The 18,248-nt window shown below is 72.8% G+C and carries 18 protein-coding genes; 14 read left to right on the forward strand and 4 right to left on the reverse strand.

The window, feature by feature from the left end:
- Positions 1-99 precede the first annotated feature (99 nt).
- The 3 genes from O3438_RS24165 to O3438_RS24175 all read left to right on the forward strand — a co-directional run bounded on the left by O3438_RS24165 (position 100) and on the right by O3438_RS24175 (position 2,238).
- Positions 100-1,314 carry an ABC transporter permease gene (locus O3438_RS24165; protein ID WP_269682035.1) on the forward strand — a complete coding sequence of 405 codons (1,215 nt, stop codon included), beginning with the start codon at positions 100-102 and terminating at the stop codon, positions 1,312-1,314.
- A gap of 58 nt (positions 1,315-1,372) precedes the next feature.
- Positions 1,373-1,681 carry a hypothetical protein gene (locus tag O3438_RS24170; RefSeq protein WP_088987292.1) on the forward strand — a complete coding sequence of 103 codons (309 nt, stop codon included), beginning with the start codon at positions 1,373-1,375 and terminating at the stop codon, positions 1,679-1,681.
- A gap of 125 nt (positions 1,682-1,806) precedes the next feature.
- Complete coding sequence (locus O3438_RS24175) at positions 1,807-2,238, forward strand: hypothetical protein (RefSeq protein WP_269682036.1); 432 nt, start codon at positions 1,807-1,809, stop codon at positions 2,236-2,238.
- 112 nt (positions 2,239-2,350) lie between these two features.
- Here O3438_RS24175 and O3438_RS24180 read toward each other — a convergent pair whose 3' ends face one another.
- Positions 2,351-3,355: an ABC transporter ATP-binding protein gene (locus O3438_RS24180; protein WP_269682037.1), complete on the reverse strand. Its 1,005-nt coding sequence runs from the start codon at positions 3,353-3,355 to the stop codon at positions 2,351-2,353.
- Between the two features lie 2 nt (positions 3,356-3,357).
- On the opposite strand from O3438_RS24180, the gene O3438_RS24185 reads away from it, so the two are divergent.
- The 4 genes from O3438_RS24185 (at position 3,358) to O3438_RS24200 (ending at position 7,751) form a co-directional block, all read left to right on the forward strand.
- Positions 3,358-4,044, forward strand: a complete 687-nt coding sequence (locus tag O3438_RS24185; RefSeq protein WP_269682038.1) for an ABC transporter permease — start codon at positions 3,358-3,360, stop codon at positions 4,042-4,044.
- Positions 4,041-4,781, forward strand: coding sequence for an ABC transporter permease (locus O3438_RS24190; RefSeq protein WP_269682039.1), 741 nt, complete (start codon positions 4,041-4,043; stop codon positions 4,779-4,781). Before O3438_RS24185 ends, O3438_RS24190 begins: the two co-directional genes overlap by 4 nt.
- 208 nt (positions 4,782-4,989) lie before the next feature.
- Positions 4,990-5,994: a glycine betaine ABC transporter substrate-binding protein gene (locus O3438_RS24195; RefSeq protein ID WP_269682040.1), complete on the forward strand. Its 1,005-nt coding sequence runs from the start codon at positions 4,990-4,992 to the stop codon at positions 5,992-5,994.
- A gap of 107 nt (positions 5,995-6,101) precedes the next feature.
- The gene (locus tag O3438_RS24200) at positions 6,102-7,751 is read left to right on the forward strand and encodes a hypothetical protein (RefSeq protein ID WP_269682041.1); all 1,650 of its coding nucleotides are present in this window, start codon (positions 6,102-6,104) and stop codon (positions 7,749-7,751) included.
- A 17-nt stretch (positions 7,752-7,768) separates the two neighbouring features.
- On the opposite strand, the gene O3438_RS24205 is transcribed toward O3438_RS24200, so the two are convergent.
- A complete protein-coding gene (locus O3438_RS24205) occupies positions 7,769-8,956 on the reverse strand; it encodes an NADH-quinone oxidoreductase subunit D (RefSeq protein WP_269682042.1) in 1,188 nt (395 codons plus the stop codon).
- Positions 8,953-10,182 carry an SAM-dependent methyltransferase gene (locus O3438_RS24210; protein ID WP_269682043.1) on the reverse strand — a complete coding sequence of 410 codons (1,230 nt, stop codon included), beginning with the start codon at positions 10,180-10,182 and terminating at the stop codon, positions 8,953-8,955. Before O3438_RS24210 ends, O3438_RS24205 begins: the two co-directional genes overlap by 4 nt.
- A gap of 222 nt (positions 10,183-10,404) precedes the next feature.
- On the opposite strand from O3438_RS24210, the gene O3438_RS24215 reads away from it, so the two are divergent.
- The 7 genes from O3438_RS24215 (at position 10,405) to O3438_RS24245 (ending at position 17,330) form a co-directional block, all read left to right on the forward strand.
- Positions 10,405-11,370 (forward strand): Rossmann-like and DUF2520 domain-containing protein, encoded by a 966-nt coding sequence (locus tag O3438_RS24215; RefSeq protein WP_269682044.1) that lies wholly within the window; start codon positions 10,405-10,407, stop codon positions 11,368-11,370.
- A gap of 114 nt (positions 11,371-11,484) precedes the next feature.
- On the forward strand, positions 11,485-12,333 hold the full coding sequence (gene panC, locus O3438_RS24220; protein WP_269682045.1) for a pantoate--beta-alanine ligase: 849 nt from the start codon (positions 11,485-11,487) through the stop codon (positions 12,331-12,333).
- 44 nt (positions 12,334-12,377) lie between these two features.
- A complete protein-coding gene (panD, locus tag O3438_RS24225) occupies positions 12,378-12,806 on the forward strand; it encodes an aspartate 1-decarboxylase (protein WP_269682046.1) in 429 nt (142 codons plus the stop codon).
- A 95-nt stretch (positions 12,807-12,901) separates the two neighbouring features.
- Positions 12,902-13,798: a septum formation family protein gene (locus O3438_RS24230; protein WP_269682047.1), complete on the forward strand. Its 897-nt coding sequence runs from the start codon at positions 12,902-12,904 to the stop codon at positions 13,796-13,798.
- A 108-nt stretch (positions 13,799-13,906) separates the two neighbouring features.
- Complete coding sequence (locus O3438_RS24235; protein WP_269682048.1) at positions 13,907-15,604, forward strand: L-aspartate oxidase; 1,698 nt, start codon at positions 13,907-13,909, stop codon at positions 15,602-15,604.
- Positions 15,605-15,657: 53 nt separating this feature from the next.
- Complete coding sequence (nadC, locus tag O3438_RS24240) at positions 15,658-16,554, forward strand: carboxylating nicotinate-nucleotide diphosphorylase (protein ID WP_269683741.1); 897 nt, start codon at positions 15,658-15,660, stop codon at positions 16,552-16,554.
- Between the two features lie 17 nt (positions 16,555-16,571).
- Entirely contained in the window at positions 16,572-17,330 is a 759-nt protein-coding gene (locus tag O3438_RS24245) for a type III pantothenate kinase (RefSeq protein ID WP_269682049.1), read from the forward strand.
- Positions 17,331-17,424: 94 nt separating this feature from the next.
- On the opposite strand, the gene O3438_RS24250 is transcribed toward O3438_RS24245, so the two are convergent.
- Positions 17,425-18,165, reverse strand: a complete 741-nt coding sequence (locus tag O3438_RS24250; protein ID WP_269682050.1) for a class I SAM-dependent methyltransferase — start codon at positions 18,163-18,165, stop codon at positions 17,425-17,427.
- Positions 18,166-18,248 lie beyond the last annotated feature (83 nt).

The following is an 18,248-nucleotide window of genomic DNA, read 5'->3' on the forward strand; positions in this document are numbered from 1 at the left end:
GGGCGCGGGTACGGTGCCTGCGATCGGGGAGCAAGGGCCACCCACGGTTCGTCCGCGCGCCGGACCGGGGAGGGCCGGCCACTGGGGAGGGGCGGCGTCATGGGGTACGACGAAGTGGGCCGGGAACGGTCGACGGAACCCTCGTCCGGGGTGCCCGCCGCCGTTCTGGAGAACGTCTTCGACGACCCCACCCATGGTGAACCCGGCCGGGACCGGATCGGCGTACATCTGGGGTGGGAGCTCCTGCTGTTGGCCGGGCTGGCTGCCCTGGGCTGGCTGCTCTGGCAGGACGATCCGGCCGCTCTGCGCGGCGGCAACCTGCGGACGCTGCTGGTGGCCGCTGTCGGGTTGGGGCTGCTCGCGCTGGCCGCCGGGCTGAGCCTGCGGACGGCGGCGCCGAACCTGGCCGTGGGGCCGATCGCTGTCGCCGCCGCCCTGCACTACGCCGAGCAGGGCGATCGTGGTCTGCTGGCGTCGGTCGGCCCGGCCGTGGCGGTCGCCGCGCTGGGCGGGCTCGCGCTGGCGCTGGTCGTGGTGGTGCTGCACGTGCCCGGCTGGGCTGCCAGCCTGGCCGGCGCGGCCGGCGTGGTGGTATACATCGAACGGCGTTCGGCGCCCGTGCTGGTGCAGGGCGACTACGACCCGGGGCGCAGCGCCGGATACCTCTTCGCCGGATTCGCCGCGGTGGCCGTCCTCGGTGGTTTGTTCGGTGCCATCCGGGCCGTCCGGCGGCTGGCCGGCAGGTACCGACCGATATCCGACCCGGCCCGACGGCGGGGCACGCTGGCGGCCGTGGTCACGGCTGTCGCGTTGGTCGGGTCCAGTGTGCTCGCGGCCCTCGCCGGTGTGCTGCTCGCCGCGAACGGCCCGGAACTCGTCGCGCCCACCTCGGGCCTCGACTGGACGGTGCTGGCGGTGGGGGTGACCCTGCTCGCGGGCACCAGCGCCTACGGCCGGCGGGGCGGCGTGTTCGGCACGCTGCTGGCGGTCGGTGTGGTCACCCTCTTCCAGACGTACGCGCCGGAGCGCGGTTGGACGCTGAGCAACTGGGCGGTCGGTGGGGTGGTGCTCGGCGTCGGACTGCTGGTGACCCGGCTGGTCGAGACGTTCGGGCGACCCCGACCGGGCAGCGTCGACAAGCCCGAGCCGGTCAACGACGGCACGATCAGCGCCGGTTGGAGCATGCCGCAGTCCCATCCGGTCGACAACTGGCCCCCGACGCTGCCGACTCCCGCCGCGCCCCAACCGGTCGACCCGTGGCGGGATCCGCGGTGGGAGGACGGCCCGCGCCGCTGGGACACCGACGAGCGGTGACAGGCGTCGCGTCGCGTCCGCCGAGCCGGGGCTGATCTCGACAGTTAGGCTCGGCGGCATGACCGACACACCTGCCGCCACCCCCGGCGGAACCTCCTTCGAGGAGCTTGACGCGTTGCCCACCGAGGAGCTGCGGGAGCGGGCGTTCGCCCTGGCCCGGGAGCGTCGCGACGTCGGGTTCTACTGGTCGGTGATACGACACCTGCCGAATGCGGACGAGGCCACGGTCCTGGACGGCGCACCGAACTCGATCGGCCCGACGATCGACGAGGCCAACGCGCTGTGGCGTGAGCTGACCGGTCACGGGTACGAGGAGTCGGCGCCGCTGCTGCGGGCCGCCTTCATCGACTACCTGATGAAGCACTGAGCCGCTCGGGGCAGCCCAGGTCCACCCGAGCTACCGGTTCGGGGTCTGGGCGTATCGCGTCGCTCCTGCACCGCTCCGGCCCGGTCGGTCGTTACGGCACGGCGGCCGGCACCGGCGCGCTCGCCGTGTTGCTGCTGGTCGGCATCGCTGGCAGCCCGGCTTTCACCGGCTGGGCCGCCATGCAGACCGACCCGCAGTCCGCCGCCGCGTTCTACGTACGCCTGCTCGCGTGGCCGGCGTGGCGGCTCGACGCGGACGGGCAGGCCGGCGGGTTGTTCGCCGCCGACCTGCGAGCCGTGCTGGTGGTGGTCCTCGCGGTGGGTCTGCTCTACCTGCTGCCCGCCGCCCAGGTGGCCCGGGTGCCCGGCTCGGTCAGCCAGTTCTTCTCCGGCTGGGCCGCGTACGTGCTGGCCGCCGGGCTCGCGGCCGTGCTCGCGGCGCTGCTCGGCCCCACCCCGTCCCTGCTGGGCGCCATGCAGGACGCCAGCACGGGCGCCGGGTACGGCTTCCTCACCGGCTGGATCATCGGCACCGCCAGCCTCGGCGGTCGCGCCTGACCCGAAGCCGGCCAGCCAGGGCCGGGTTAGCCGGCCCGGACCGGCGCGGCCCGGACCCGACGTCGGCCGCCCACGAGCCGAGCAACCCGGGACAGGCCCGGTCGGCGTCGGGTCAGTTCGTCGTGCGGCCGAGGTCGAGCAGGCGCTGTCGGGTGAGCGTGCCCACCGGTCGCCCGGCGTCGGTCACCACGAGCTGGTCCCGCCCCGAGGTGAGCAGCACCGCCAACGCGTCGTACGCGGAGCCGTCCAGTGCGACGGTGGGCAGGTCGGCAGCGGCGTCGCCGGACACCGGCTCCAGTGACTCCCGGTCGAGTGGGGTGACCGCCAGCCGGCGGATGCCCCGGTCGGCGCCGACGAACTCGCGTACGAACGGGGTGGCGGGCGCACCGAGCAACGCGGCCGGCGTGTCGTACTGCTCCAGGTGCCCGCCCCCGGAGAGCACAGCGATCCGGTCGCCGAGCCGGACGGCCTCGTCGAGGTCGTGGGTGACCAGCACGATCGTCTTGCGGACCTCGGCCTGGAGGCGGAGGAACTCCTCCTGGAGGCGGGCCCGCACGATCGGGTCGACGGCTGAGAACGGCTCGTCCATCAGCAGCACCACCGGGTCGGCGGCGAGCGCACGGGCCACCCCTACCCGCTGCCGCTGGCCGCCGGACAGCTCGTTCGGGTAGCGACCGCCGAACTGGGTCGGGTCCAGCCCGACCAGGTCGAGCAGTTCGTCGACCCGCGCCTTCGTCCGGCTCTTGGGCCATCGCAGCAGCCCCGGCACGGTGGCCACGTTGGCCCGGACCGTCTGGTGTGGAAAGAGGCCGACGTTCTGGATCACGTACCCGATTCGGCGGCGGAGCCGCACCGGGTCGACGTCGGTGACGTCCTCGTCGCCGAGCATGATCCGGCCGGCGGTCGGTTCGATCAGGCGATTGATCATGCGCAGCACCGTCGACTTGCCGCAGCCGGACGGGCCGATCAGCACCACAAGTTCACCGGCCCGGACGTCCAGGCTGAGATCCCGGACGGCCTCGGTGCCGTTCGGATAGCGCTTCTGGATGCCCTGCAGGGAGATCGACGCCGCACGAGGGGATTCGGCCACGTCGGCAGCCTCCGGGGTAACGTCCACGTATGTCCTTCCGCCTGAGCTACCGGGCCGACCCGGGTAACCCCTGGTTCTCCTGGCAGTACGTGCGGGACAACTCTGACACGATCCTCGCCGCCGTGCGCGAACACGCCTCCCTCACCGGGCGCGCGGTGTTGATCGCGGTGCTGATCGCCCTGCCGCTGTCCGTTCTCGCGTACTGGTTCCGTCCGCTCGCCGGGCCGATCCTCGCGGTCAGCGGGGTCGTCTACACCATCCCGTCGTTGGCGCTCTTCGCGTTCATCGCCCCCTACCTGGGCACCGGTACGACGACGGTGCTGGTCGGGCTCGTCCTCTACGCGCTGCTGCTGATCGTGCGCAACATGGTGGCCGGGCTCAACCAGGTGCCTCCGGAGGTCGGCGAGGCCGCCGAGGGCATGGGCTACGGCCGGTGGGGCCGGCTGTTCCGGATCGACCTGCCACTGGCCCTGCCGGGCATCGTGACCGGCGTCCGGCTGGCTACCGTCTCGACGGTGGCGTTGGTCACGGTCGGGGTGCTGGTCGGGCACGGCGGTCTCGGGCAGTTGATCTTCGCGGGCTTCCAGAACAACCTCTACAAGGCCGAGATCATGACCGCCGCGCTGCTCTGTGTGGGGCTCGCGGTCGTGCTCGACCTGCTGCTCGTCCTGGTCGCCCGACTGGTGACCCCCTGGTCCACCCGGAGGGCACGGTGACCGTCGCGGAGAACCCGATCAGCCAGGCCATCGTCTGGATCAACGACCCGCTGAACTGGACCAACCCCGGGGGCATGCTGGACCGCCTCGGCGAGCACCTGACCATCTCCGCCCTCGCGGTGGCGCTCGGCTGCCTGGTGGCCTGGCCGCTCGGCCTCTGGCTCGGGCACGTCGGTCGGGGCGGCGGTCTGGTGGTGCTGGTGTCGAACGCCACACTGGCGATCCCCACCCTGGCGCTGCTGACCATCCTGCCGGTGGTCTTCGCCAGCGGCTTCGGGCGTACGCCGGTAGTGGTGGCGCTGGCCGTCTTCGCCGTACCGCCGCTGCTCGCCAACGCGTACACCGGGGTGCGGCAGGTCGACCCGGAGACCCGCGACGCGGCCCGGGGCATGGGCCTGTCCGGCGGGCAGCTGCTGCGTCGCGTCGAGCTGCCGCTCGCGGTGCCCTACCTGGCGGCCGGCTTCCGGACAGCCGCGGTGCAGGTGATCGCGACGGCCGCGTTGGCGTCCTTCGTCAACGGTGGTGGTCTCGGTCAGATCATCCGGACCGGCTTCGGCATCGGTATCGCGGCTGGCGGCGGGCAGATCGTCGCCGGCGGTGTGCTGGTGGCCGGCCTGGCGCTGCTGGCCGAGGTCGTCCTGGGTGGCGTCGAACGGCTGGTCACCCCACGTCCACTGCGGCGCGGGCGGCAGGGCGCGGCGCGACCCCGCCCGGCCGACGCCACCGGAAGCGCCTGACCCGCTGACCCGTCCGGGTGAGCCCGCGTCGAGCCGGCGGCCAGTGGTGGGCCGATCGGTGACGATGCGGTGACGAAGTCCACCTCAGGTTGTCGGTCGCTTCCGGACCATGTTGGGTGGATATTCGCGGGCGGCCGACAGTCAGGATCGCCCGTCGGACACGCGGCCGGCCCGGAACGGGTCGCGCCGGGACACGGAAGGCGGGCACATGCGCGCACGCACACGTCTGGCCATCGGCGCGGTCAGCGCCGTCGCCGGGGCGGCACTCCTCACCGGCTGCGGTGACGCCGGCTCGTCCGGCACCGACGCACCCGCAACCGGCGCCTCCGGCGCCGGCTGCGCCCCGGTCGCCGGCCAGCAGCTCATCGCCCTGCAGGACGACAAGAAGCTCCAGAACTCCGACAACGTCATCCCGGCGGTCAACAGCAAGGCCGCCAACCCGCAGCTGATCGCCGCACTGGACAAGGTCTCCGCGGCGCTGGACACTCCGAAGCTGATCCAGCTCAACAAGGCCGTGAACGACGAGCGCAAGACCCCGAAGGTGGCGGCCGAGGAGTTCGCGACGGCCAACAACCTCACCGCGGGCATCGCCAAGGGCCCGGGCGGCGACATCACAGTGGGCGCCGGCAACTTCGCCGAGAGCCAGATCCTGGGCGAGCTGTACCGGATCGCGCTCACCGCCGCCGGCTACCAGGTCAAGGTGCAGCAGATCGGCAACCGGGAGCTGTACGAGCCGGCGCTGGAGAAGGGCGAGATCCAGGTTGTCCCGGAGTACGCGGCGACGATGGCCGAGTTCCTCAACACGAAGGCCAAGGGCGGCACCCCTCCGCCGGTCTCCTCGCCGGACATCAACACGACGGTGACCGCGCTCAAGGCCGAGGGCGACAAGGTGGGCATCACCTTCGGTGCACCGGCCGCCGCGCAGGACCAGAACGCCTTCGCGGTGACCCAGGCCTTCGCCGACAAGTACGGCGTGCGGACCCTGTCCGAACTGGCCGCGAAGTGCTCCGGCAGCGCGACGGTGCTCGGTGGCCCGCCGGAGTGCGAGCAGCGCCCGTTCTGCAAGCCGGGCCTGGAGAAGACGTACGGGCTGTCGGTGGGCAAGTTCTCCTCCCTGGACCAGGGCGGGCCGCTGACCAAGAGCGGTCTGCGCGACGGCTCGATCAGCGTGGGTCTCATCTTCTCGTCGGACGGCGCGTTCGCGACCAGTTGAGCCTTGTTCCGTGGTGCTGAGGACGCCCCCGCCCCGACCGGGCGGGGGCATCCGCGCGTCCGGGACCCCGTTCCCTCCGCCGGATCTCCTCGGTAGGCTGCACATCCATGCCAGCCCCGGCCACCTCTGACACCCGGCGTCAACCACCGCTGCTGACCATGCTCTTCTGGGCGGGCGTCGCCCTGGCGCCGGTGGCGGCCCTGATCCTGCTGGTCGCCGACGGCAACGGTCCGCTGCGCTTCGCCGCGGTGCTCGCCATCGTCGCTGTGGTGCTGATCGGTCTCTCCATCGCGCTGCGCCCCGACGCGGAGGGCGCCTCGGCGCGGGCCGACGAGTTGCTGGAAGAGATCGAGGAACTCCGCCGGGAGTTGCGCGCCGAGATCGTGGCCGCCGCCCAGCGCGGTAACCAGGCACTTGACCAGGCGCAACGCGCTCAGGAGGGGATCGGCGCGATCCGCCGACGGCTCGACGCCAGCGGTGCCGCCCTCGCCGGTGCCGTTCCCGCCGCCGATCCGGCGGGTGCCGGGCGGGCGCGGGTGCCGGCCGGTGAGCCGCCCGTGGACGAGGTGCCGGTGGCCCGCAGCCGGGTCCAGGCGCCGGGTGACGCGCCGGCGGGCCGCGTACGGGTCTCCGCCCCGGACGACGCGTCCCGACGGGCTCGCCCCGAGCGGGCGGCCCCCGACGAATCGGCGTACCCGAGGGAGGCCGCCGAACCGCCGGCTGCCGCCGGGATGTACGGCGCGGACCGGTCGACCGGCACCGCGTACGGTTCAGCCCGCCCCCGGGAGCACGACCGCCCCGACCCCGGACACCGGTCGGCGGGTGTCGTCCGGCACACCGAGACCGTGCACGTCACCACCCGGCACACCGTGGTGGACGGCGGGCACCCGGAGCGCGCGGGGCGCTACGGCGGCGGCGCGTACGCCGGGCAGTGGACTCCGCCGGCGCAGGAGTGGAGCCGGGGCGCCGAGCGGCGCACGCCGGACTTCGAGGAGGACGGGTCGGGCTGGACGGGCCGTCCTGACGAGTCGGAGTGGACCGATCCGCGCGACGCGTACGCCCAAGCCGACGAGCCTGCTGCGGCCCGGTCGCATCGCACGCCGGAGGGGCCGGCCTCGCGCTCCTGGGACAGTCCCGACGATCGCGGTTGGTCGGAGCAGCGTGACCGGGCGAGCGGTGCCGCGCCGCAGTCCGGGCCGCCGCTGCGGGCGGACGACACCGGCGAGTACTGGTCGCAGTTGCGGGCCGGTGACCGGTGGGCCGCCGTCCGCGACGACGAGAACGGCCGTGAGCTGCGGGTCGGCGAGCGCAGGGCCGAGGTGCACGCCGAGGCCAGCGGTACCGAATACCGGATGGCCGACCGCTGGGCGGCCGTCCGGCACGAGGACCCGCGTGGTTACGACGAGCCGCGCCGGCACGACGAGCCGCGCCGGCACGAGGACCCGCGTGGTTACGACGAGCCGCGCGGTTACGACGAACCGCGCCGTCGTGGGGAGCCCGAGACGTACCACCGGGACGAGCCGGCGCCCCGGCACGATCGCGACGGCGGCTGGCGGGGTGAGCCGGCGGGCCGGCCGGCCCTGCCGGAGGGCGGCGTCCCGGTACCGGACGAGTGGCGCCCACCGCGCCAGCGCGGCCACCAGGCGGAACCCGTCCCGGAGCGGCCCGGTCGCCGCCGGGTCGACGAGCGCTACGGCTACCCGCCGCAGGACGACGCACCGCGTGCCGGCGGTGCCCCGCCCGCCCGCTGGCGCTGACCGTCAGGCGGTCCCTGTCACTTGTCGATGTCCCCGACGACGAAGAACATCGAGCCGAGAATCGCGATCAGATCCGGGACCAGGCAGCCGGGGAGCAGAGTGGCCAACGCCTGCACGTTCGCGTACGAGGCGGTGCGCAGCTTCAACCGCCACGGTGTCTTCTCACCCCGGGACACCAGGTAGTAGCCGTTGATGCCGAGCGGGTTCTCCGTCCAGGCGTACGTGTGCCCCTCCGGCGCCTTGAGCACCTTCGGCAGCCGGGTGTTGATCGGCCCGGTCAACTGGTCCACCCGGTCGAGGCACTGCTCGGCGAGGTCAAGCGACGCGTACACCTGGTCGAGCAGCACCTCGAAGCGGGCGTGGCAGTCCCCGGCGGTGCGGGTGACCACCGGCACGTCCAGCTCGTCGTACGCCAGGTAGGGGTCGTCGCGGCGCAGGTCCAGGTCGAGCCCGGAGGCGCGGGCCACCGGCCCGGACGCCCCGAACGCGGCGGCGTCCGCGGCGGACAGCACGCCCACACCCACGGTCCGGGCCAGGAAGATCTCGTTGCGGCGGATCAGGTGGTCCAGGTCGGGCAGCCGCCGTCGTACCTCACCGATCGCCGCGCGGGCCCGACCGGTCCAGCCGTAGGGCACCTCCTCCTTGAGGCCGCCCACCCGGTTGAACATGTAGTGGATCCGGCCTCCGGAGACCTCCTCCATCACCGCCTGGATGGTCTCCCGCTCCCGGAAGGCGTAGAAGATCGGCGTGATCGCCCCGATCTCCAACGGGTACGAACCGAGGAACATCAGGTGGTTGAGCACCCGGTTCAGCTCCGCGAGGGCCATCCGCAGCCAGGTGGCCCGCTCCGGCACCTCCATGCCCATCACGCGTTCCACGGCGAGCACCACACCCAGCTCGTTGGAGAACGCCGAGAGCCAGTCGTGCCGGTTGGCCAGGACGATGATCTGCCGGTAGTCGCGTACCTCGAACAGCTTCTCCGCGCCCCGGTGCATGTAACCGACGATCGGTTCGCAGGCGACGACCCGCTCGCCGTCGAGCACCAGCTTCAGCCGCAGCACGCCGTGCGTCGAGGGGTGCTGCGGGCCGATGTTCAGCACCATGTCGGTGCCGAGCTGCTGGTCGCCGGTGCCGGCGACCAGGCCGGCCCCGGTGCCGACGGTCAGTTCGCGGAGGGCCCCGGCGTCGGTGGTCATGCCCGTCATCGTGCCACGGCCGGGTCGAGCGGGATGCCGACCGGTTGGCGCAGCCACCAGTGCCCGCCGAGCCCGACCGGATCGGTCAGCTCGGCCACCGCCGACGCTGCGGCCAGCGCCCGCACGTATCCCGCCGGGTCACTACCGGCCAGGCTGAGCGGCGGTCGGCCGCCGTCGGCCCCGAGCGCCCGCAGCGCCTCCCTCTGCGAGACCAGGGAGTACGCACACCGGGCGACCGCCGCACCGGCGGAGGCGACCGAGTCCATGGCCACGTGCGCTGTCACGTCGGCCGACCCGTCCGGAACCGGAGGCACCTGCCGCCCACCCCGGTAACCGGTCAACGTCCCGTCGGCCGGCCTGTCGTCGCGCAGGTGTCCGTAGTCCACAGCTACCGCGAGCCCTCGGTCGATCCTGCGTATCGCATCCGCCCAGGCGTCGTCCCTCGGCCTGCCGATCTCTGCTCGGTGGTTGCGGTGGGGGGTTTCGGGGCAGCCCGGCCGGCTCCGGGCGGTCAGGCTTGATCCCTGCGCCGGCCGGGCTGCCCCGAAACCCGACTCGCTCTCGCCTGTCGCGTCTGATGAGGTCAGACTTTGGGCCGCTCGGGGTGGGCTTGTGGGGTGGGGCCACCAGGTGCTCAGCCAGTCATTGTCGGCGGGGCTGACCAGTCCACCGGTCGTCTCGGTGCCACTGGTCGGGTCGACCAGCACGTATCGCCAGCCGTCCTCGGTGTGGACGGCCACGTCGAGAGGGACGTTGTCCAGCCACTCGGTGGCGATCAACATTCCGGTGATGCCCTCGGGGATCTCATCGGTCCAGTTGATCTCTACCGGCAGGTTGTCGGGGCGGGGCGCGTACTCGACGGCCGTGAAGCTCACCCGCTCCGCCAGTGACGGACGTGCGGCGGCCGGGGGAGTCAGGGTTTCCGGGGAGCCCGACCGCGGAGGGATCAAGCCTGACCGCCCGGAGTGGGCGGGCTCCCCGGAAACCCCCACCGCCAGCCCGACGAGCGCACGCAGCAGCTCTCCACGCCCAGCGCCCACGTCGACCACGTCGAGTCGGTAGGGGTGTCCGAGGGCGGTGTCCACCTCGACAATCAGGCGTAGCAGCGCGCTGGCGAAGGCTGGGGAGGCGTGCACGCTGGTTCGGAAGTGATCGGCCGGCCCGCTGCCGGTGACGAAGAAGCCGTCCGGCCCGTAGAGGGCCTGGCTCATCGCGTCCCGCCAGGCGATCGGCATCTGTCAGCTCCGAGTCCGGGGGGCAAAGGGGTGCGCGGTGATCAGGTGATGAGAAGTAGGTCGAGACCGATCCCGGCCCCTATTTTTCATCACCTGATCACGATGGTGCAGGGGACCCTTATTTCGATGGTGAAGGTTTTCACACATGCTTGTCCTGGTTCGGCGGGCCGGGCGCATACTTGCGATCGACCGGTACCCCTTCTCGAGGACTGGATCGTTGTCATGAGCGCACCGTTGCGCCCGCGTCCGGCCGCCCCGCACGGGCCTGCCGTCTCGCGGGATCGCGCCGTTCTCGGCGCCCCCCGCCTACTGACCGTCGGTGTCATCGGAGCCGGCCGGGTCGGAGCCGTCCTGGGTGCCGCACTCGCCGCCGCCGGGCACCGGGTGGTCGCCGTCGCCGGCGGCTCCGGAGCGAGCCGTGCCCGGCTGGCACTGCTGCTGCCCGAGGTGCCCCGCCGTCCGGTCGCCGCCGTTGCGCACGCCGCCGTCGACCTGCTGCTGATCGCGGTGCCGGACGACGCGTTGGCCGCCGTGGTGGCCGACCTCGCCGATCGGGGTGCGTTGCGTCCCGGTCAGGTGGTCGCGCACACCTCCGGCGCGCACGGCCTCGCCGTGCTGGCGCCGGCCACCGAGGTGGGCGCCCAACCGCTTGCCCTGCACCCCGCGATGACCTTCACCGGTACGCCCGACGACCTGGCCCGGCTGGCCGGCATCTCGTACGGGGTGACCGCCCCTGCCCAGCTGCGCCCGCTGGCCGCCCGACTGGTGACCGACCTGGGTGGCGTGCCCGAGTGGGTGGCCGAGTCGGACCGCCCGCTGTACCACGCCGCGCTGGCCCACGGCGCGAACCACCTGGTGACCCTGGTGAACGAGGCGACCGACCGGCTGCGCGACGCCGGCGTGGACCGGCCGGAGAAGGTGCTCGCTCCGCTGCTGCGGGCCGCCCTGGAGAACGCCCTGCGACTGGGCGACGACGCGCTGACCGGTCCGGTGTCCCGGGGCGACGCGGGCACCGTCGAGCGGCATCTGGCCCGGCTGGCCGCCACCGCCCCGGAGTCCGTTCCCGCGTACCTTGCGTTGGCCCGGCGTACCGCCGACCGGGCGATCGCTGCCGGACGGCTGCGGCCGGTGGACGCGCAGTCGCTGCTCGGCGTCCTGGCCGACCGGAGCCGGGAGGTGTCGCTGTGAGCGCGAGGAGTGAGCCGGTGTTGCGAGCCCCGCAGTCGCGAACCGAGGTGTCGCTGTGAGCGCGAGGAGTGAGCCGGTGTTGCGAGCCCCGCAGTGGCGAACCGAGGTGTCGCTATGACGCAGGTCGTGCACACGCGCGCCGAACTCGCCGAGGCCCGGGCCGCCCTGAAGGGCACGGTCGGGGTGGTGATGACCATGGGCGCGCTGCACTCCGGGCACGAGACGTTGCTGCGCGCGGCCCGGGAACAGGCCGACCACGTGCTGGTGACGATCTTCGTGAACCCGTTGCAGTTCGGGCCGAACGAGGACTTCGACAGGTACCCGCGCACCCTCGACGCTGATCTGGGGGTGTGCCGTCGGGCGGGGGCCGACCTGGTCTTCGCCCCGTCGGTGACCGACATGTATCCGGACGGCCAACCCCGCGTACGCCTCGATCCGGGTCCGCTCGGCGCGGAACTGGAGGGCGCGAGCCGACCCGGCTTCTTCCACGGCGTACTCACAGTGGTGTTGAAGTTGCTCCAGCTCACCCGGCCGGACCTGGCGTTCTTCGGCGAGAAGGACTACCAGCAGCTGACCCTGGTCCGGCGGATGACCCGGGACCTGGACGTGCCGGTGGAGGTGGTCGGCGTGCCGACCGTCCGGGAGCCGGACGGGCTGGCGTTGTCGAGCCGTAACCGCTACCTGAGCGGGCCGGAGCGGGCCGCCGCGCTGAGCCTGTCCGCCGCGTTGCGGGCCGGTGCGCGGGCCGCCGACGACGGCCGTGACGCGGGCGCGGTGCTGACCGCCGCGCACGCCGCGTTCGGTGCCGGTACGCCCGGCGCCCGCCTCGACTACCTGGTGCTCACCGACCCCGAGTTGGAGCCGGGGCCGGTGTCCGGGCCGGCCCGGCTGGTGATCGCCGCCTGGGTGGGCGCCACCCGGTTGATCGACAACGCGGCCGTCCACCTCGCCCCGCGCCCCTGACGCGGCCGCACCGACCTCCACCAACCTTGTGAAAGGCCACCCCGATGTTGCGGACCATGCTCAAGTCGAAGATCCACCGCGCCACGGTGACCCAGGCGGACCTGCACTACGTCGGTTCCGTGACGGTGGACGAGGATCTGCTCGACGCCGCCGACCTGCTCCCCGGTGAGCAGGTGGCGATCGTGGACATCACCAACGGCGCCCGGCTGGAGACGTACGTGATCCCGGGCGAGCGGGGCAGCGGCGTGATCGGCATCAACGGCGCCGCCGCGCACCTCGTGCACCCCGGTGACCTGGTCATCCTCATCTCGTACGGGCAGATGGACGATGCCGAGGCCCGGTCGTACCGTCCGCGGGTGGTGCACGTGGACGCCGCCAACCGGGTGATCGAGTTGGGCGCGGACGCGGCTGCGGTGGCACCCGGCATGGTCGGTGACCCGGTGCCGAGCCCACTGGCGGTGTCCGCTGTCTGATCCCCTGCGAGGCGATTCCGGTCTGTTACCGGAAGGTCATTAGCGGTTACCCTGGGGTACTGGCGTAAGCCGGTCGGTGGCTGGGGGAGGCCGCGATGCGCCGTGCCATGACGACAGTGATCGTCGCTGCCGGGGCAGCGTTGTTGCTGGTTGGCTGCGCCGGCTCCGGTGGCCTGGACGGTGACCTGACCGACGACTGGGCGGCGTTGCCGCCGCCGTCGGCGTTCACCCCGTCCGCCGGCGTGTGCCAGACCGCCGACTTCACCGAGGTGGTCACCCTCGCCAGTTACGAGCCGGTGGACTGCGCCGGCCCGCACCGACTGGAGACCGTGCACGTGGGGGCGTTTCCCGTCGAGCGGGCGAGCGCCCCGGCAAGCGGGTCGGCCGAGTTGCGGGGCGCGTTCGCCGAGTGCGACACCCGGGCGAACGGCTACGTGGGCGACGACTGGCGGGCGGGTCGGCTGCGTCTTTCCGTGGCTCTGCCGTCCGGCCCGGGCTGGGGTGCGGGTTCCCGCTGGTTCCGGTGCGACCTGACCGAGTTGACGACCACCGAGGCGGGGGCCACTGTGGTGGTCCGGTCCGGCAGCCTGCGCGACGCGTTGAAGGGGCAGTCCGGGCTGCGGCTCGGTTGCCAGCAGACCCGCGTGGCGGCCGGCCGGGGTGTGCAGACGCTGGTGCCGGTGGAGTGCGGCCGGCAGCACGACGCCGAGTTCGTCGGGGTGTGGCGTGCGCCGGACATGCCGTACCCGGCCCGGGACGCCGACTGGGCGCCCCTCTACACCGGGTGCCGCAGCGCCCTCAGTCGGTACGCGGGCGTGCCGGACGACGCCGACCTGCGCTTCCGCAGTGGTGTGGTGGTCCGTCCACCGGGGGCGGGGCGGTGGAAGGTCGGTGATCGGGGCGTGCGCTGCTACCTGTGGCTCAGCAACCGTACGGTGACCGCCTCGCTGAAGGGCGCGGGCCCGGCCGGCCTTCCGGTCCGGACGAAGTGACAGTGGGCGCTTGACCGGCGCGACGCGGACGGCGGCGGACGGGGTAGCCGAAAACACTCGTCCCGCCCCCGCCGCCCCGGGCGAGGATCGTTCGGGTTGACTGGGAGGATGGACGTTCCGACCGTCGACCTGCCGGCCCTGCCCACGTTGCTGGCCGCGCCCGCCCCCGGCTGGGTGGAGACCACCGACGTGATCGTGGTGGGTTCCGGGGTCGCCGGGCTGACAGCGGCACTGCACCTGCGCGAGGCGGGCCTGCACGTCACGGTGGTCACCAAGGTCAACATCGACGACGGTTCGACCAGGTGGGCGCAGGGCGGCATCGCCGCCGTGCTGGACCCGACGGACACTCCGGCGGCGCATGCCCGGGACACCGAGATCGCCGGGGTGGGGCTCTGCGACCCGGCGGCGGTCCGGGTGCTGGTCGAGGAGGGCCCCACCCGGCTGCGCGAGTTGATCCGCATCGGTGCCGAGTTCGATCGTCATCCGGACGGCTCCCTGATGCTGACCCGTGAGGGCGGACACCGGGCCGACCGGATCGTGCACGCGGGCGGGGACGCGACCGGCGCGGAGGTGCAGCGGGCTCTGCACGCCGCCGTGCAGCGCGACCCGTGGATCCGGTTGTTCGAGCACGCCCTGGTGCTGGACCTGCTGCGCGCGCCCGGGGAAGGCCCGGACGGGCTCGGCCCGGCCTGCGGCATCACAGTGCACGTGCTCGGCGAGGGCAGCGAGGACGGCGTCGGGGCGTTGCTGGCCCGGGCGGTGGTGCTCGCCACCGGGGGGATGGGGCAGATCTTCTCGGCCACCACCAACCCGGCGGTCTCCACCGGAGACGGGGTGGCACTGGCGCTGCGGGCCGGCGCGGCGGTGACCGACGTGGAGTTCGTCCAGTTCCACCCGACGGCCCTGATCACCCCGTCCGGCGAGGGAGTCCCCGGTGCCGGGCACGCGCAGCAGCCGTTGGTCTCGGAGGCGCTGCGGGGCGAGGGCGCCTACCTGGTGGACTCCGACGGCAAGCGGTTCATGGTCGGCCAGCACGAGTTGGCCGAACTGGCACCCAGGGACGTGGTGGCCAAGGGCATCCACCGGGTGCTGCTGGCGTCCGGCGCGGACCACGTCTTCCTCGACGCACGGCACCTGGGCGGGGACTTCCTGGCCGGACGGTTCCCCACGATCGTGGCGTCGTGCCTGGCGATCGGCGTGGACCCGGCGACCGACCTGATCCCGGTGGCGCCCGCCGCCCACTACGCCTCCGGCGGTGTCCGCACCGACCTGCGGGGTCGCACCTCCATCCCCGGCCTGTACGCGTGCGGCGAGGTGGCCTGCACGGGCGTGCACGGCGCTAACCGACTGGCCAGCAACTCGCTGCTGGAGGGCCTGGTCTTCTCCCGGCGGATCGCCGAGGACATCGCGGCCGGCCTGCCCGAGCAGGTGCAGCCGGCCGACACCGGTGCCTGGCGCGGCGGCGCGGGTTGGGTGCTGCCCGCCGAGGTGACGCCGACCCTGCAACGGTCGATGACCCGGGGTGCCGGGGTGCTCCGGTCCGCGACGACGCTGGCCGACACGGCGGGAACGCTCACCGAGCTGGGCGTTGCCCGGGGCCGGCCGCGGACCGCCGACTGGGAGGCGACGAACCTGCTCACCGTGGCGTCGACGCTGGTGGCTGCCGCGTACGCACGCGGTGAGACGCGGGGTTGCCACTGGCGGGAGGACTTCCCGACGGCCGACGAGCGGTGGCTGGGCCACCTGGTCGGGTCGGTCGGGGCGCAGGGCCGGGTCACGCAGCAATGGGAGGGGAAGTCACAGTGAGCGCGAGGAGTGAGCCGGTGTTGCGAGCCCCGCAGTCGCGAGCGGAGACGGCACTGACGCAGTCGACGGAGGCGGCGTTGCGTGCGGCTGGTTTGGACCCGGCCCAGGTGCGGCAGGTGATCGAGACCGCGTTGGTCGAGGATCTGGGTCCGGACTTCCTCGACGTCACCAGCGTGGCCACCATCGGGGCGGAGCAGACCGACACCGCCGATCTGGTGGCCCGCGCGGACGGGGTGCTGGCCGGGATGGCCGTGGCCGCAGCCGTGTTCGAGCTGGTGGGCGAGGTGACGGGCTTCGGTCGTACCGTCGAGGTGTCGGTGCTGGCCCGGGACGGGGAGCGGGTGGCCCGCGGCACGGTGCTGGCGACGGTGACCGGCCCGACCCGGTTGCTGCTGACCGCCGAGCGGACGGCGCTCAACCTGCTCTGCCGGATGTCCGGGGTGGCGACGCACACCCGCGCCTGGGCGGACGCCCTGGCCGGCACGAAGGCGATGGTGCTGGACACCCGTAAGACGACGCCAGGGTTGCGGGCGTTGGAGAAGTACGCGGTACGGGCCGGTGGGGGCACCAACAAGCGGATGGGTCTCTACGACGTCGCCATGATCAAGGACAACCACAAGCTGGCGGCCGGGAGTATCACGGCTGCCTTCCGGCGCGTCCGGGAGGCGTTCCCGGAGGTGCCGGTGCAGGTCGAGGTGACCACTGTCGACGAGGCGGTGGAGGCCGTGGAGGCGGGGGCGGACTTTTTGCTCTGCGACAACATGACGCCCGAGGTGTTGGCCGAGACGGTCACGGCGGTGGGTGACCGGGCCGAGTTGGAGGCGACCGGCGGGCTGACCCTGGAGGTGGCGGGTCGGTACGCGGCCACCGGCGTCGACTTCCTCTCGGTGGGCGCGCTGACCCACTCGTCGCCGATCCTGGACATCGCGCTGGACCTGCGTATCGAGTAGTTGTCTAGGCTGCGTGGGTGCTGCTCTGCATCGACATCGGAAACACCAACACCGTGCTGGCGACCTTCGACGGCGACAAGCTGGTGCACTCCTGGCGGATCAAGACCGATGCCCGCTCGACGGCGGACGAGCTGGGCCTGATGTTCCGGGGCCTGCTCGCCGGGGACAACGTCGAGATCACCGGGGTGGCCGCCTGCTCCACGGTGCCGGCGGCGCTGCGGTCGCTGCGGACCATGCTGAGCCGCTACTACGCGGAGGTGCCGAGCGTCGTCGTCGAGCCCGGGGTGCGCACCGGCGTGCAGTTGGCGATCGACAACCCGAAGGAGGTGGGTTCCGACCGGGTGGTGAACACCCTGGCCGCGTACACCCTCTACGGCGGGCCGTCGATCGTGGTGGACTTCGGCACCACCACCAACTTCGACGTGATCAGCGAGCGCGGCGAGTTTCTCGGTGGCGCGTTCGCCCCGGGCATCGAGATCTCGTTCGACGCGTTGGCCGCCCGGGCCGCGCAGCTGCGCAAGGTCGAGGCCACCAAGCCCCGGTCGGTGATCGGCAAGAACACCGTGGAATGCCTCCAGGCCGGCCTGTACTTCGGCTTCGCCGGCCAGGTGGACCGGATCGTCGAGCGGATGACCGAGGAGTTGGGCGAGGTGCGGGCGGTGATCGCCACCGGCGGCCTCGCCTCCCTGGTGATCAACGAGTGTCGCAGCATCACCCACCACGAACCGATGATCACCTTGATCGGCCTGCGGATGGTCTACGAGCGCAACAGGTGACCCGGCCGTGGCCGGCGTCGGTGGCCGCGCGGGCTGTCGACGACGCCGGGCCCGGTCAGCGGTCGCTCGGCCGGTCAGCGGTCGCCCGGCCCGGTCAGCGTCGCCGGGCCCGCAGGACGATCGTGCGGTACGGCAGGTCGACGGTCTCCCGGCCGCTCAGGTCGGGGTGGCTGGCCAGGAGCTCCCGCAGCTCCCGGTCGATCCTCGCCCGCCGTTCCGTCGGGGCGGTGAGCCAGTACGAGCGGGTGTGCAGCATCGCGACGATGTCGTCCGGCGAGAGCGTGGTGTGGTGGGGGAACTCGCCCAGCTCGATCGGCTCGAACGCCGGGCCGAAGTCGGGGTACTTCTCGATCACGTTGCCGGCGTTGTCCCCCAGGTGCGCGATCCGGCCCAGCTCCGCGGCCCAGCTGACCCGTTCGTCCCGGATGTTCCAGATCGGGGCGAACGTCCCACCGGGCCGCAGCACCCGGGCTATCTCGGCGTGCGCCAACTCCCGGTCGAACCAGTGGTACGCCTGACCCACCACCAGGGCGTCCGCGACTGCGTCGGGCAGTGGCAGAGACTCCGCGCCGCCGGCCAGCGCCGTCAGCCCCGGGGTCGCGGTCGCCAGCTGGGCGCGCATGTCGGGGTCCGGTTCCACGGGGGTCACCTCGTGGCCCAGGGCGAGCACCCCGCGGGTGAGGATGCCGGTGCCCGCGCCCAGGTCGACGACCCGCGCGGCACTCCCCAAACCGTCCAACGCCCACCGCACGGCCCGATCCGGGTAACGGGGTCGGAACCGGTCGTACTCGGCTGCGGCCGCACCGAACGAGAGGGCCTGAGTGTGATCCGCCATGCCGCGCAGGTTATCCGTTAACGACCCGATGAGGGCTTGAGTACGCTCGGGCCTGACCCCGCCGACAATCCTTCGTTGAGGAA

This window comes from Micromonospora sp. WMMC250, assembly GCF_027460215.1.
Taxonomy (GTDB): Bacteria; Actinomycetota; Actinomycetes; order Mycobacteriales; family Micromonosporaceae; genus Micromonospora; species Micromonospora taraxaci.